The 14,279-nt window shown below is 51.6% G+C and carries 14 protein-coding genes; 11 read left to right on the top strand and 3 right to left on the bottom strand.

Features of this window, described 5'->3' with window-relative positions; all coding sequences use genetic code 11:
* Window positions 1–55 precede the first annotated feature (55 nt).
* The 5 genes from rraA (at window position 56) to OGV69_RS02460 (ending at window position 5,381) form a co-directional block, all read left to right on the top strand.
* Window positions 56–541 (top strand): ribonuclease E activity regulator RraA, encoded by a 486-nt coding sequence (gene rraA / locus OGV69_RS02480; protein WP_008787034.1) that lies wholly within the window; start codon window positions 56–58, stop codon window positions 539–541.
* A 227-nt stretch (window positions 542–768) separates the two neighbouring features.
* A complete protein-coding gene (locus OGV69_RS02475) occupies window positions 769–1,059 on the top strand; it encodes a UxaA family hydrolase (RefSeq protein WP_038636007.1) in 291 nt (96 codons plus the stop codon).
* A gap of 21 nt (window positions 1,060–1,080) precedes the next feature.
* Window positions 1,081–2,244 carry a UxaA family hydrolase gene (locus OGV69_RS02470; protein WP_038636004.1) on the top strand — a complete coding sequence of 388 codons (1,164 nt, stop codon included), beginning with the start codon at window positions 1,081–1,083 and terminating at the stop codon, window positions 2,242–2,244.
* A gap of 86 nt (window positions 2,245–2,330) precedes the next feature.
* On the top strand, window positions 2,331–3,290 hold the full coding sequence (locus OGV69_RS02465) for a 2-keto-3-deoxygluconate permease (RefSeq protein ID WP_038636001.1): 960 nt from the start codon (window positions 2,331–2,333) through the stop codon (window positions 3,288–3,290).
* Window positions 3,291–3,449: 159 nt separating this feature from the next.
* Window positions 3,450–5,381, top strand: a complete 1,932-nt coding sequence (locus tag OGV69_RS02460) for a sigma 54-interacting transcriptional regulator (RefSeq protein WP_069324862.1) — start codon at window positions 3,450–3,452, stop codon at window positions 5,379–5,381.
* Window positions 5,382–5,587: 206 nt separating this feature from the next.
* On the opposite strand, the gene zapB is transcribed toward OGV69_RS02460, so the two are convergent.
* Complete coding sequence (gene zapB, locus OGV69_RS02455; RefSeq protein WP_019077914.1) at window positions 5,588–5,833, bottom strand: septal ring assembly protein ZapB; 246 nt, start codon at window positions 5,831–5,833, stop codon at window positions 5,588–5,590.
* A gap of 428 nt (window positions 5,834–6,261) precedes the next feature.
* Between zapB and OGV69_RS02450 the strand changes: the two genes are divergently transcribed.
* From OGV69_RS02450 to fpr, 4 genes are all read left to right on the top strand, one after another.
* Window positions 6,262–7,107 carry an MIP/aquaporin family protein gene (locus OGV69_RS02450; protein ID WP_038635996.1) on the top strand — a complete coding sequence of 282 codons (846 nt, stop codon included), beginning with the start codon at window positions 6,262–6,264 and terminating at the stop codon, window positions 7,105–7,107.
* A gap of 22 nt (window positions 7,108–7,129) precedes the next feature.
* A complete protein-coding gene (glpK, locus tag OGV69_RS02445) occupies window positions 7,130–8,638 on the top strand; it encodes a glycerol kinase GlpK (RefSeq protein WP_069324863.1) in 1,509 nt (502 codons plus the stop codon).
* Window positions 8,639–8,778: 140 nt separating this feature from the next.
* The gene (gene glpX / locus OGV69_RS02440) at window positions 8,779–9,789 is read left to right on the top strand and encodes a class II fructose-bisphosphatase (RefSeq protein ID WP_038635990.1); all 1,011 of its coding nucleotides are present in this window, start codon (window positions 8,779–8,781) and stop codon (window positions 9,787–9,789) included.
* A gap of 95 nt (window positions 9,790–9,884) precedes the next feature.
* Window positions 9,885–10,631 carry a ferredoxin--NADP(+) reductase gene (fpr, locus tag OGV69_RS02435; RefSeq protein ID WP_038635988.1) on the top strand — a complete coding sequence of 249 codons (747 nt, stop codon included), beginning with the start codon at window positions 9,885–9,887 and terminating at the stop codon, window positions 10,629–10,631.
* A 70-nt stretch (window positions 10,632–10,701) separates the two neighbouring features.
* Here the strand turns inward: fpr and OGV69_RS02430 are convergent, their stop codons facing one another.
* Window positions 10,702–11,130 (bottom strand): DUF805 domain-containing protein, encoded by a 429-nt coding sequence (locus tag OGV69_RS02430; protein ID WP_038635986.1) that lies wholly within the window; start codon window positions 11,128–11,130, stop codon window positions 10,702–10,704.
* 100 nt (window positions 11,131–11,230) lie between these two features.
* Between OGV69_RS02430 and OGV69_RS02425 the strand changes: the two genes are divergently transcribed.
* Window positions 11,231–11,827, top strand: coding sequence for a YiiQ family protein (locus OGV69_RS02425; RefSeq protein ID WP_069324864.1), 597 nt, complete (start codon window positions 11,231–11,233; stop codon window positions 11,825–11,827).
* A 111-nt stretch (window positions 11,828–11,938) separates the two neighbouring features.
* The gene (gene tpiA / locus OGV69_RS02420; protein WP_038635981.1) at window positions 11,939–12,706 is read left to right on the top strand and encodes a triose-phosphate isomerase; all 768 of its coding nucleotides are present in this window, start codon (window positions 11,939–11,941) and stop codon (window positions 12,704–12,706) included.
* 40 nt (window positions 12,707–12,746) lie between these two features.
* Here the strand turns inward: tpiA and OGV69_RS02415 are convergent, their stop codons facing one another.
* Window positions 12,747–14,219 (bottom strand): DASS family sodium-coupled anion symporter, encoded by a 1,473-nt coding sequence (locus tag OGV69_RS02415; RefSeq protein WP_038635979.1) that lies wholly within the window; start codon window positions 14,217–14,219, stop codon window positions 12,747–12,749.
* Window positions 14,220–14,279 lie beyond the last annotated feature (60 nt).

The following is a 14,279-nucleotide window of genomic DNA, read 5'->3' as shown; positions in this document are numbered from 1 at the left end:
CAGTACACATAGCGCGATATACTAAAAATTCTCGCAGCAACTAAACGTTAAGCCTATGAAATACGATACATCCGAGCTTTGTGACATCTATCAGGAAGATGTCAACGTCGTGGAACCGCTGTTCTCTAACTTTGGGGGACGGTCGTCGTTTGGCGGACAAATCATCACGGTAAAATGTTTCGAGGACAACGGGTTGCTGTACGATCTGCTCGAACAGAACGGCCGTGGTCGCATTCTGCTGGTCGATGGTGGCGGTTCTGTTCGCCGCGCGCTGGTCGATGCCGAACTGGCGCGGCTGGCCGTACAGAATGAATGGGAAGGTCTGGTCATCTACGGCTCAGTACGCCAGGTAGACGATCTGGAAGAACTGGATATCGGCATTCAGGCGATTGCCGCAATTCCGGTAGGCGCTTCAGGTGAAGGCATTGGGGAAAGCGATGTGCGCGTCAACTTTGGCGGCGTGACCTTCTTCTCCGGCGACCACCTGTACGCCGACAACACCGGGATAATCCTCTCCGAAGACCCGCTCGATATCGAGTGATCAAAAAGGCACCGCAAGGTGCCTTTTTTTATGCGTTTCCGTCGTACCCACCTTTTGCACGCCTTGCAACTGTAGCTATTTGCCGCAACTGATGAAGCTACTTACAGCGGCTCTCTCCACCCCTTCCCACTCTGCATATTATTTGTCTTAATAAACAATAAGTTAAAAACATGGCACGCCTTATGCTTTATACCACTGTATCCAATCAAAGCGCATAAGGATTTTTTATGAAGAAAAATGCAGTGGTTATTAACCCGCAAGATAGCGTTGCTACTGCTATCCAGCCCCTCAAGGCCGGAGACGTCGCCAACATGTTTGTTGGCAATGAAAATCTGACCATCACCTTACGGGATGACATCCCTTACGGTCATAAATTTGCCATTAAAGCCGTTGCGCTTCATGGCGAAGTTTACAAATACGGTGAATCCATTGGTCGGGCAACAAAGCCTATCCAGACCGGAGATTATGTTCATGTTCATAATGTTGAAAGTGAACGTGGCCGTGGGGATTGGAAATAAAGGCTGAAGGAATAAGTGAAAATGAAAAAAACAATCAAAGGTTATCGTCGTCCGGATGGCAGCGTGGGTATTCGCAACTACGTCTTAATTTTACCTACCAGCGTTTGCGCCAATAAAGTGGCTCAGGACATCTCCGCTCAGGTTCATGGCTCAACCTGGCTTAATAATGATTTTGGTTGCTGCCAGATTGCTGGTGATGCTGCATTAACCGAAAAAACACTGATCAACGTTGCCAGGAACGGCAACGTTGGCGCCATACTCGTTGTCGGATTGGGTTGTGAAGGCGCTGAACCTACTCACATTGCGCAAGAAATCACGAAATTTGGTAAGCCGGTTTCCTGCATCACAATTCAGAATGAAGGGGGGACCTTGCAGTGTCAGGCGCGCGGAATTTCAATCGCACGTCAGTATGCGCAGGATTTGTCCCAGCAAGACTACGAAGAAATAAGCGTCAGCGAGTTGATCCTCGGAATGGAATGCGGAGGTTCTGATACCACCTCTGGCCTCGCCTCCAACCCTGCCTGTGGTGTTGCATCTGATTTGTTAGTTAACGATGGTGGCACATCGATTCTTTCAGAAACCACCGAATTCATTGGCGCAGAACACGTTGTTGCTCGTCGGGCCATTAATTCACAAGTCGCAGACGATTTAATCAAGCTGGTTGTGGGGTGTGAAGAAAGAGCGAAAGCCCTGGGCGCAGATATCAGGGGCGGGCAACCGACGCCAGGTAATATCCAGGGCGGTATCACCACCATTGAGGAAAAATCTCTGGGCTGCATGCACAAAGCGGGTCATTCACCGCTACAGGGCGTCCTGCAATACGCAGATTTCCCTGGCGGTCGTGGACTATGGGTGATGGACTCCCCTGGACAAGATATCGAATCCATCTCCGGGATGGTGGCCGGCGGCGCACAAATTATTATCTTTACTACCGGGCGCGGAACCCCCACGGGAAACCCGATTGCGCCAGTGATCAAAATCACCGCCAACGAAGAAACATTTACCAAAATGCGCGACAACATTGATATTGATGTTTCATCGATTATGCGGGGAGAATCTTCTATTAATGAGATGGGCGAGGTGATTTATCAGGAAATCATTAAGGTTTCTAATGGTAAAACAACCAAAGCTGAAGATCTTGGGCATAAGGAATTCTCTATTTACAAGATCGCACCAACATTTTAAGACGATAGAAATATAACCCTATACGGTGGGAATAAATAACATATTCCCATCACTTATATCCGTTACGAAAACACGGAAGTCTCCTCATGAAAATAAAACAAACAATTGAGAAATTCCCAGGCGGGATGATGGTAATCCCGTTATTGATCGGAGCATTATTAAAGACATTTTGTCCTGGTGCTTTAGAAATAGGGAGCTTTTCGACGGCGGTAGCTCATGGCGCTCTCGCTATCCTGGGCGTATTTTTTGTCTGTATGGGCGCTGAAATCCGCCTACAGGCCGCGCCGGTCGCCCTGAAAAAAGGGTTCGCCATTATGCTGTCCAAGTTGGTTGTCGGGACAGCAATTGGCTTACTGGTCGCAAAGTTTTGCGGCGCCAACGGCTTCTTTGGTTTGTCTGCACTCGCCATTATCGCGGCTATGACCAATGCGAATATGGGCCTCTACGCTGCACTGACCAAACAGTTTGGCAATGAAACCGATGCGGGCGCTATCGCTGTGCTTTCCGTACTTGAAGGCCCCTTTCTGACGATGGTGGCGATGGGTGCCGCTGGGCTGGTGTCGATCCCAATAATGGAGCTGTTCGCCGTTGTTTTACCAATACTGATTGGTATGCTGCTCGGAAATCTGGATGAGGATATGCGTTCGTTCCTGAAAAGCGGCGGCGCGATGCTGATCCCCTTCTTCTCTTTTGGTCTGGGTACCGGAATCGATTTCAGCACCCTGCTGATGGCCGGATTCGCAGGGGTTATTCTGGGTCTCATGACCGCATTCATTGGCGCGCTGATTAATGTTGCCGTCTCCCGTTTTGTCGGAGGTTCAGGCATCGCCGGAGCGGCAGTCTCCACGACGGCCGGTAACGCCGTTGCGACCCCCGCAGCCATCGCCGCAGTTGACCCCAGCGTGTCAGCATTAATCGCCGTAGCGACGCCGCAGATTGCCGCCTCTACGATCGTCACCTCCTTAGTCGTACCGTTTATAACCGCCTGGGTTGCTCGCCGCGAACAAAGGAGAATCGCCCAACGCCAGCAGTTATCAAAAACATAAATTCCACAGAGTTGATCGAAAACAATTCCGCTGTTCACCATTTATGTGACAAAAAGATTGCAGAAACAGTAAGTCGTGAATGGATTACTGTTTTTGCAATAATGCCGACAACTGTTTCCACCGTTATCGACTTCACATCATGATCATGCTGGATTCAACATGTTAAAATTACCTAATATTTACATCGTTTCTCCTTTACAAGCGCTCTCTCTCGAAGCTGAACGCCTGTCTATCCGATATAATCACATCGCAAATATAACGATATTAAATGCCACCCTCGACGATGTTGATTCCGTGATCCCGATATTGCGCACGAATCCTCCTGATCTTGTGATTAGTCGCGGTGGCATGGCATGGATGCTTAAACAAAAAATACCGCAGCCTGTCATTGAAATAAAAACATCCGCCTATGATATTATCGATGCCCTCAGGCCATATCTTGGGCTCAATAAAAATATTGGGGTTATTGGGTTTCGCAGCGTTATCGACGGCTGTATGAAAATAGCCAGGATGCTTAATCTGCAACTCACTGAGTTTATCATTGACGAAATGGCCAACCCTTGCATTGAGAATGTCAGAAATGACTTTGTCAATTACACACAAAATAACCAGATAGATCTTATTATTGGCGATGCCATTTGCCCGCTTTATTTTGGCACACACAGCATGGAACATTTCATCCCTTTCCATTCAGGTGTCGAGTCCATAGAACTGGCATTACATGAGGCAATTCAGCTGTATCAGGCGCTCGCTAATGAGCGCATTGAGCAAAACCAGCTAAACCTGTTACTTGACCACACCAATAAATTCATTCTTCTCATTGATAATTGCGGTAAGGTCATTCACTGTAATCATAAAGCCGTCGAGCTTTTACAACTCAGTAAACATGATTTAATCAGTAAAAAAATACCTTCCTTAACGCTAAACTGGGAAGATCTGCAAAATAATATCCCGATAGAAAATGAGTTAATCAACACACCCTATGGCGAATTTGTGGTTAACCAGTTCCCCATTGTAGAAAACGAAAATCTCAACCGCGTAGTGATCACCCTCCAGACATCATCTAACTTACAGAATGCTGAGCAGAAGATAAGAATCAAAGAAGCGAAAAAGTTAGGATTTCACGCCAGGTATCACTTCGAAGATTTTATTACCTGCAACCGTGAAATGCAGGATCGCTTAAGGTTAGCCAGGATATATGCGGAAACCGAAGCAACAATACTGCTACTCGGTGAAAATGGTACCGGCAAAGAGGTTCTGGCGCAGAGCATTCATAACGCCAGTTCACATCGCAATGGGCCATTTGTTGCAGTTAACTGCGGCGCAATCCCCGCTTCAATTATGGAAAGCGAACTCTTTGGATATGTCGATGGCGCGTTTTCCGGTGCCTCTAAAAAAGGCCGCGCAGGGATGTTTGAACTGGCGCATAACGGCACCATCTTTCTTGATGAAATCAGCGAACTGGATAAGTTCTTACAAGCAAAACTCTTACGCATTCTGCAAGAGCGCCAACTGATGCGCCTGGGCGCAGATCACATGATTCCGGTCAACGTCCGCGTTATTGCGGCCACAAACCGAAACTTACCGGCAATGATTGCAGCCGGTGATTTTAGAGAAGACCTTTTTTATCGCTTGAATGTGCTCAAGGTCACCACATTACCGTTACGTGAACGCCCGGACGATATCCAACTTATCGGGCAAATAACTTTAGATGCGCTGAGAAAGTCCTATCAGTTGCCTCCCATTGCATTGAGCGAAAGTTTATGGAGTGAGCTGAAAAAATATTTATGGCCGGGTAACGTACGTCAGTTGAATAATATTATGGAGCGCCTGGCGTTATCGTTTTCATCCGGCGTGGTGTCTCTTTCTGCCGCCACGTTACTGATTGAGGATTTACAAGCCGATAAAGCGTCTTCCCCCCAACAACCTCGCCATCACTGCCCGGACTGCCAGTTGCTCGAAGGGCCGTATAAACGGATCCGTAGCCGTATTCTCAAAGGGGTGCTACTACGACAGCAAAACAACAAAAGCCGTGCAGCGAAGCAACTGGATATTGACCGTAGCTCGTTCACCCGTTGGCTTGGTGATTGATGGGAAAGCCCGCAAGCAAGGCCGTTATCAAAGATAAGTATTGCCGGATGTCGGCTTACACCTTATCCGGCCTACAAACTAAATCCTCTATAGATTTCGCGTCAGGGCAAGGCGGCAAGTAAGTGAATCCCCAGGAGCATAGGCCACTATGTGACTGGGGTGAACGCACGCAGCCAACGCCGCCATAACGTGAAATATGACGAGGATTAGACTTCTTCCATACGACCCAGCAGGGCATGCAGACGATCCTGCCAGCCGTTCTGCTGTTCTTTCAGATTGTTGTTCTCACGCTCCAGTTCTTCACGCTGCTGCTGTGCAGACTGAACTTCCTGCGACAGTGAGTTGTTCTTTTCTTTCAGCTCTTCGATTTCCATCTGCAACAGCGTGATGGTATCAATCGCCTGCTGTACTTTTGCTTCCAGTTTCTCAAACACTTCTAATGACATCGTCATACCTCTCCTGAATTGCAAGGCGTTGATGGATAAAAATCCTCGTCCCGATAACCGGCGACGCCTTAATAAAAACGAGCGCACTCTACTTAACACCGATTGTATGAAGCCGCGTCATCCCTGTCCAGCGGCATCCCGCGCAGATTGCGGTTTGCAACACTTTTAGTCTTTCTCCTGGTGACATGACTGTCATAACGCTTAAGTGTTAAGAGATTGATCGGTGAAATGATTCAGCTCACACTATTTTTGTATAACAAATACCGCGCAATGGCGCGAAAACGCTCATTTTGTTGATGCAGTACACACATTTTAATTTCGATATTTCTCGTTTTTGAGCGTTAACGATAAATTAACAGTGTGCCTACCGGCTCCGGGGATGTCAGTGACCTTCTCGCACACAATAAACATTAAACTCTCTTCAGGATCCGATTATGAGTCAAACATCAACCTTAAAAGGCCAGTGCATTGCTGAATTCCTCGGTACCGGGTTGTTGATTTTCTTCGGTGTGGGCTGTGTCGCTGCACTCAAAGTGGCCGGGGCTACTTTTGGTCAGTGGGAAATCAGCATCATCTGGGGTCTGGGGGTAGCGATGGCTATCTATCTGACCGCAGGCGTTTCTGGCGCACACCTGAATCCAGCGGTCACCATCGCACTCTGGCTGTTTGCCTGTTTTGATAAACGCAAAGTCGTCCCTTTTATTATTTCGCAAATTGCCGGCGCCTTTTGCGCAGCGGCATTGGTTTACGGGCTTTATTACAATCTTTTCCTCGATTTCGAACAAACCAACCATATCGTGCGCGGCAGTACCGAGAGCCTGGGTCTGGCAGGTACTTTCTCCACCTATCCGAACCCGCATATCAATTTTGTGCAGGCCTTCGCGGTTGAAATGGTCATTACCGCTATTCTAATGGGGCTGATTCTGGCCCTGACCGACGATGGTAACGGTGTACCTCGTGGTCCGCTGGCGCCACTGCTGATCGGCTTACTGATTGCCGTTATTGGTGCTTCCATGGGCCCGCTAACAGGTTTTGCGATGAACCCGGCACGTGACTTCGGACCGAAACTCTTCGCCGGACTGGCCGGATGGGGTGAGATTGCCTTCACGGGTGGTCGTGATATCCCTTACTTCCTGGTACCGGTGTTTGGACCGATTACCGGCGCAATTTTGGGCGCATGGGCCTATCGCAAACTGATTGGTCGTCATTTGCCGTGCGACGTCTGCGCGATTGAAGAGAAAGACGTTGCGGCCAACACTCAACAAAAAGCTTCGCAGTAATGTGACTACGGGACAAAAAATTATGACTGAAAAAAAATATATCGTTGCGCTCGACCAGGGCACTACCAGCTCCCGCGCGGTCGTCATGGACCACGATGCAAATATCGTTGCCGTTTCACAGCGCGAATTCGAGCAAATCTACCCGAAAGCAGGTTGGGTAGAACACGACCCAATGGAAATTTGGGCGACCCAAAGCTCCACGCTGGTAGAAGTGCTGGCGAAAGCCGATATCAGTTCCGATGAAATTGCCGCGATCGGTATTACCAACCAGCGTGAAACCACCATCGTCTGGGAACGTGAGACCGGTAAACCTATCTATAACGCCATTGTGTGGCAGTGTCGTCGTACCGCGGATATCTGCGAGAAGCTCAAGCGCGACGGTATGGAAGATTACATCCGTAGCAACACCGGTCTGGTGATTGACCCGTACTTCTCCGGTACCAAAGTGAAGTGGATCCTCGACCACGTAGAAGGTTCGCGTGAGCGCGCCCGTCGCGGTGAACTGCTGTTTGGTACCGTAGATACCTGGCTTATCTGGAAAATGACGCAGGGGCGCGTACACGTCACCGATTACACCAACGCCTCACGTACCATGCTGTTCAACATTCACTCCCTGGACTGGGACGACAAGATGCTGGATGCGCTGGATATTCCGCGCGCCATGCTGCCGGAAGTACGTCGTTCTTCTGAAGTGTACGGTCAGACCAACATCGGTGGTAAGGGCGGCATTCGTATTCCTATCTCCGGTATCGCCGGTGACCAGCAGGCGGCGCTGTTCGGCCAGTTGTGCGTGAAAGAAGGGATGGCGAAAAACACTTACGGTACCGGCTGCTTCATGCTGATGAACACCGGCGAGAAAGCCGTTAAGTCCGAAAACGGGCTGCTGACCACCATCGCCTGCGGACCGACCGGGGAAGTGAACTACGCCCTGGAAGGCGCGGTGTTTATGGCGGGTGCCTCTATCCAGTGGCTGCGTGATGAAGTGAAACTCATCAGCGATGCATTCGACTCTGAGTATTTCGCGACTAAAGTGAAAGACACCAACGGCGTGTACGTCGTTCCGGCATTCACCGGTCTGGGCGCACCGTACTGGGACCCGTATGCGCGTGGCGCCATCTTCGGTCTGACCCGTGGCGTAAACTCCAACCACATCATTCGCGCAACGCTTGAGTCTATCGCTTACCAGACCCGTGACGTACTGGAAGCGATGCAGGCTGACTCCGGCATTCGCTTGCACGCCCTGCGCGTCGATGGCGGTGCGGTCGCCAACAACTTCCTGATGCAGTTCCAGTCGGACATTCTCGGCACACGCGTTGAGCGCCCGGAAGTCCGCGAAGTCACTGCGCTGGGTGCGGCGTACCTGGCCGGTCTGGCGGTCGGCTTCTGGCAAAACCTGGATGAGCTGCAGGAAAAAGCGGTCATCGAGCGTGAATTCCGTCCTGGCATCGAAACCACCGAACGTAACTTCCGTTACAGCGGCTGGAAAAAAGCAGTCAAACGCGCCATGGCGTGGGAAGATCACGACGAGTAATACGTCATTGCCGGATGGCGACGCTAAGGTGTCTTATCCGGCAATATCTTCGTGCGGGGACAACCCCGCACACACATCAATAATCTCGCCCCCTCCCCTGTGCTACACTTCGCGCCATTCCTTTCAGCTACGAGTTTGCAATGAGACGAGAACTTGCCATTGAATTTTCACGCGTGACCGAAGCGGCCGCGCTGGCTGGCTATAAATGGCTGGGCCGCGGCGATAAAAATACCGCTGACGGCGCGGCGGTGAACGCCATGCGTATTATGCTCAACCAGGTCAACATCGACGGCACCATCGTGATTGGCGAAGGTGAAATCGATGAAGCGCCGATGCTGTTTATCGGTGAGAAAGTCGGTACGGGTCTTGGCGATGCGGTAGACATCGCAGTCGATCCTATCGAAGGCACGCGTATGACGGCAATGGGCCAGGCAAATGCGCTGGCGGTACTGGCCGTGGGCGATAAAGGCTGCTTCCTGAACGCGCCGGACATGTATATGGAAAAGCTGATTGTCGGCCCAGGCGCAAAAGGGTCCATTGACCTGAATCTGTCGCTGGAAGCCAACCTGCGTAACATTGCCGCCGCGCTGAACAAACCCCTGAGTGACCTGACCGTCACTATCCTGGCAAAACCTCGCCATGATGACGTTATTGCAGAGATGACGAAACTGGGCGTGCGCGTATTCGCTATTCCCGACGGCGACGTTGCGGCTTCAATTCTGACCTGCATGCCTGACAGCGAAGTTGACGTGCTGTACGGCATTGGCGGCGCACCGGAAGGTGTGGTCTCCGCCGCCGTTATCCGCGCGCTGGATGGCGATATGCAGGGCCGTCTCCTGGCACGTCATGACGTCAAAGGCGACAGCGAAGAAAACCGCCGCATTGGCGAACAGGAACTGGCACGCTGCACCGCGATGGGCATTGAAGCGGGCAAAGCGCTGCGTCTGGACGAAATGGCGCGCAGCGACAACGTCATTTTTTCTGCCACCGGCATCACCAAAGGCGATCTGCTGGAAGGCATTAGCCGCAAAGGCAATATCGCGACCACCGAAACGCTGCTGATCCGCGGCAAATCGCGCACAATCCGCCGCATTCAGTCGATTCACTATCTCGATCGCAAAGATCCCGATGTGCAGGCGCACATCCTGTAATTGATTTGATCAATAGAGCCTTCCAGCCCATCCGGGCTGGAAATCTTTCGTCCAACGAACGAAGATAAGGCAATCAAAGCAGACAGGAGAAAACCATGGCAGATTGGGTAACAGGCAAAGTCACAAAGGTGCAGAACTGGACCGATGCCTTATTTAGTTTGACCGTGCGAGCTCCGGTTCTTCCTTTTACTGCTGGCCAGTTTACCAAGCTTGGTCTGGAAATCGACGGCGAGCGCGTCCAGCGCGCCTATTCCTACGTGAATGCGCCCGACAATCCCGATTTAGAGTTTTATCTGGTGACGGTTCCCGACGGCAAGCTTAGCCCTCGTTTGGCCGCGCTGAAGCCTGGCGATGACGTTCAGGTGGTCAGTGAAGCCGCTGGCTTCTTCGTGCTGGATGAGGTCCCCGATTGCGACACGCTATGGATGCTGGCGACCGGCACGGCTATCGGCCCGTATTTGTCGATTCTGCAGTTAGGCAAAGATCTGGATCGCTTTAAAAATCTGGTGCTGGTCCACGCCGCGCGCTATGCCGCCGATTTAAGCTACCTGCCATTGATGCAGGCGCTGGAAAAACGCTACGAAGGTAAATTACGTATCCAGACCGTTGTTAGCCGTGAAACTGCGGCAAATTCGCTGACCGGGCGAGTGCCGGCGCTGATTGAAAGCGGTGAGCTGGAAAAAGCGGTAGGTCTGCCAATGGATAAAGAAACCAGCCACGTAATGCTGTGTGGAAATCCACAAATGGTGCGCGACACGCAGCAACTGTTGAAAGAGACCCGGCAGATGACCAAACACCTGCGCCGTCGACCAGGCCATATGACCGCTGAACACTACTGGTAAGAACGTTTTACTGCCCGGTAAGCACCCCGGGCATTTTGCCGGATGGCGACGCTAACGCGCCTTATCCGGCCTACGAATCAGCTCTGTACTTTACGTCCTGCGTATCTTTACCGTATTTATTTTCGTCCTGGGTGCCGACAAACGCGCCCAGATCGATAAGCATGCCGACCAGAATCAGCGTCGGAAGAAAACGACCTACCGCCCATTGCCAGACGCCAGGTAACATCGCCCAGTTTCCGGCCAGCAGCATCCACGCCAGAATCATCAGCAACGCCCACGCTCCTGAACGCCCTCGGTCATGCAGACGCTTTACCGTCACCGCCGCCGTCGGCCATAACAGACACACCAGACAAAATGCTGCGGTTTGAATATCGAGTAATTGCTTACTTGCCAGAGAGAACAACGCCAGCATACTGACGATCCACAGACCTATCCAAATCCAGAAATCACGGCGTCCAATACGCCCTTTAAATGAGAATAACCACTGCTGTATGGTCATGGAGGTTCCTTTATTATTACCTTCCAGGACAGTTTACCCTTTTGACAAGCCGGACGGTTACCGTTTTAATCGTGAGCAGTGAGAATGAAAGGTACAATTGATGAAGCAAGGATTTACACTGTTTTTATTACTGTTTTCAGCCTTAACCGTCAGCGCTACAGCGCAGGCGGAAGAGCCATCGACGGCAATCACGGCCCCCTATTTGCTGGCGGGCGCGCCGACTTTTGATCTATCGATTAGTCAGTTTCGTGAAAACTTTAATACACAGAATCCAAAGCTTATCCTCAATGAATTCCGTGCCATCGACAGCAGCCGCGACCGGGCGAATCTCACCCGCGCCGCCAGCAAAATCAACGAAAATCTGTATGCGTCATCCGCGCTTGAACGCGGTACATTGAAAATCAAAAGTATGCAGATCACCTGGCTACCGATTCAGGGGCCTGAACAAAAGGCGGCAAAAGCGAAAGCGCTGGAATACATGACTGCCGTCATTCACACCGTCGCGCCGCTGCTGACAAAAGAACAAAGTCAGAAAAAGCTGCAAAAATTGCTCGCCGCCGGTAAAGGTAAGCACTATTACGCCGAAACAGAAGGCGCTATTCGCTATGTCATAGCAGATAACGGTGAAAAGGGGCTGACCTTCGCTGTTGAACCGATTAAGCTGGCACTATCAGAAAGTCTTGAGAAGGCGAATTGATGACAAAAAGCAAAGCCTTTCCGCAGACGAATCTCTATACTGTTTCACAGACCATGCTGCCCTGACGGGCGGCCATATTCCTTAATTCGCTGACAAGCGTGGAGAAATGAAATGCGACATCCTTTAGTGATGGGTAACTGGAAACTGAACGGCAGCCGCCATATGGTAAACGAACTGGTTGCTAATCTGCGTAAAGAACTGGCTGGCGTTGCTGGCTGTGCAGTAGCGATTGCTCCGCCGGAAATGTATATCGACCTGGCGAAACATGCCGCTGCCGGTAGCCACATCATCCTGGGCGCGCAGAACGTTGACCTGAACCTGTCTGGCGCATTCACCGGTGAAACAAGCGCTGAAATGCTGAAAGATATCGGCGCGCAGTACATCATTATCGGTCACTCTGAGCGCCGTACTTACCACAAAGAGTCTGACGAACTGATCGCGAAGAAATTTGCTGTGCTGAAAGAGCAGGGTCTGACTCCCGTTCTGTGCATTGGTGAAACCGAAGCAGAAAATGAAGCGGGCAAAACTGAAGAAGTCTGCGCACGTCAGATCGACGCCGTTCTGAAAACTCAGGGCGCTGCGGCATTCGAAGGCGTAGTTATCGCTTACGAACCAGTATGGGCTATCGGTACCGGTAAATCTGCAACTCCGGCTCAGGCTCAGGCTGTTCACAAATTCATCCGTGACCACATTGCTAAAGCTGACGCGAAAATCGCTGAACAGGTTATCATCCAGTACGGCGGTTCCGTAAACGCGGGCAACGCTGCTGAACTGTTCGCTCAGCCGGACATCGACGGCGCGCTGGTTGGCGGTGCTTCTCTGAAAGCAGACGCCTTCGCAGTTATCGTTAAAGCAGCAGAAGCCGCTAAACAGGCTTAAGTTGTATGGCGGGAGGAGTACTCCTCCCGTCGCATCAGGTTTACCAGTATCCCAGCCAGTGCCACCAGAAGGCGCCGGTTATCCCCCAAATGGTCAGGTTGACCACACTCATTACCAGCCCCGTTTTCCACCACTCCGCCAGCGTGACATAGCCTGAACCAAAGATGATAGGCGCAGTACCCGTGCCATAGTGCGTGAGCGACATCATCAGCGAGGAGGAGAAGCCGAGCATCAACCCAAGCAGCGCCGGCGGCGCGCCGAGGCCTAATCCTGCGGCGAAGAATGCAGCGAACATCGCCGTGATATGCGCGGTTGTACTGGCGAAAAAGTAGTGCGAGTAGACGTAAAGCAGGATCAGCAATAGCGTCGCGATGCTCCAGTGCACACCAAGATGGTCGATTGCGCTACCCACGCTGGTTGCCAGCCACCCCACCAGCCCCAACTTGCTGAGAAAATCCGCCATCATTACCAGCGCCGCGAACCAGACTATGGTATCCCACGCGCCACGGCACTTAAGAATGTCATCCCAACTTAATACGCCCGCCATCAACAGAATCGACAAACCAATTAACGCGGCGCTGGTAGGGTTTACACTCCAGCCACTACCCATCAACATCGCGGGCACTCCCGCCCACAGGCAGAGCAGCAAAATGAAGACGGCCAGGGTAATTTTCTCTGCCAGTGAAAGCGGACCTAGCGCATCCAGTTTTTGTCGTGCGAACTGAGGCGCATTTGGCGTGCGTGTGATGGCTGGCGGGTAGAGCCACCAGATAACAATCGGCATAACGACCAGTGAGACCACCGCGGGAAGCAGCGCGGCGATAGCCCACATTCCCCAGGTCATATTCAGCACACCATCGGTTCCCTTCGTTAAAAAGCTAACGATTAAAGGGTTAGGCGCGGTCGCGGTGATGAACATTGCCGAGCTGATGGGGTTAATGTTGTAATTCACCAGCGCCAGATAGCGGCCCGTTGAGCCATTCTCGTTGTTGCCCGGCTGCGATCCGAGGCTTTCCGCAATCGCCCGCATTACCGGGTGAATAATACCGCCGCCACGCGCCGTGTTGCTTGGCGTAACCGGCGCAATCAGGGTTTCCGCAAGGGTTAATGCCCACGCAATACCCAGCGTTCTTTTACCAAACAGCGCAATAAACCCGTAGCCAATACGCGCGCCCAACCCGGTCTTTAACAGGCTTTGCGACAGCATGATGGATAAACCAATCAGCCAAATCAGTTGATTAGAGAAGCCGCTCAAGGCATCGTTCAGCGCGGCCGAGGGTTTACCGGGGTTAGTGACGCCGGTCATCGCCACCAGCATAATCGCCACAACCGCAATGGCGCCAATGGGCATGGCTTTACCGATAATCGCTGCGATCGTACCAATGAACAACGCCAGCAGATGCCACGCTTGCGGAGTGACGTCAGGCGGACACGGGATAACAAACCAGATGGTCAGCGTGATCGCGAGCGAAATGATGGCAGGCCAACAGCGGATAGGGGTCAAACTGTCCATGAATCAATCCTTGAGTTTCCAGTGCGCAAATCTGCGCCCCGGTATTAACCGCCATCAGCC

The organism is Citrobacter sp. Cc139, assembly GCF_030334645.1.
Lineage (GTDB): Bacteria > Pseudomonadota > Gammaproteobacteria > Enterobacterales > Enterobacteriaceae > Citrobacter > Citrobacter werkmanii.
This window is presented reverse-complemented; position numbering and strand designations above follow the sequence as displayed.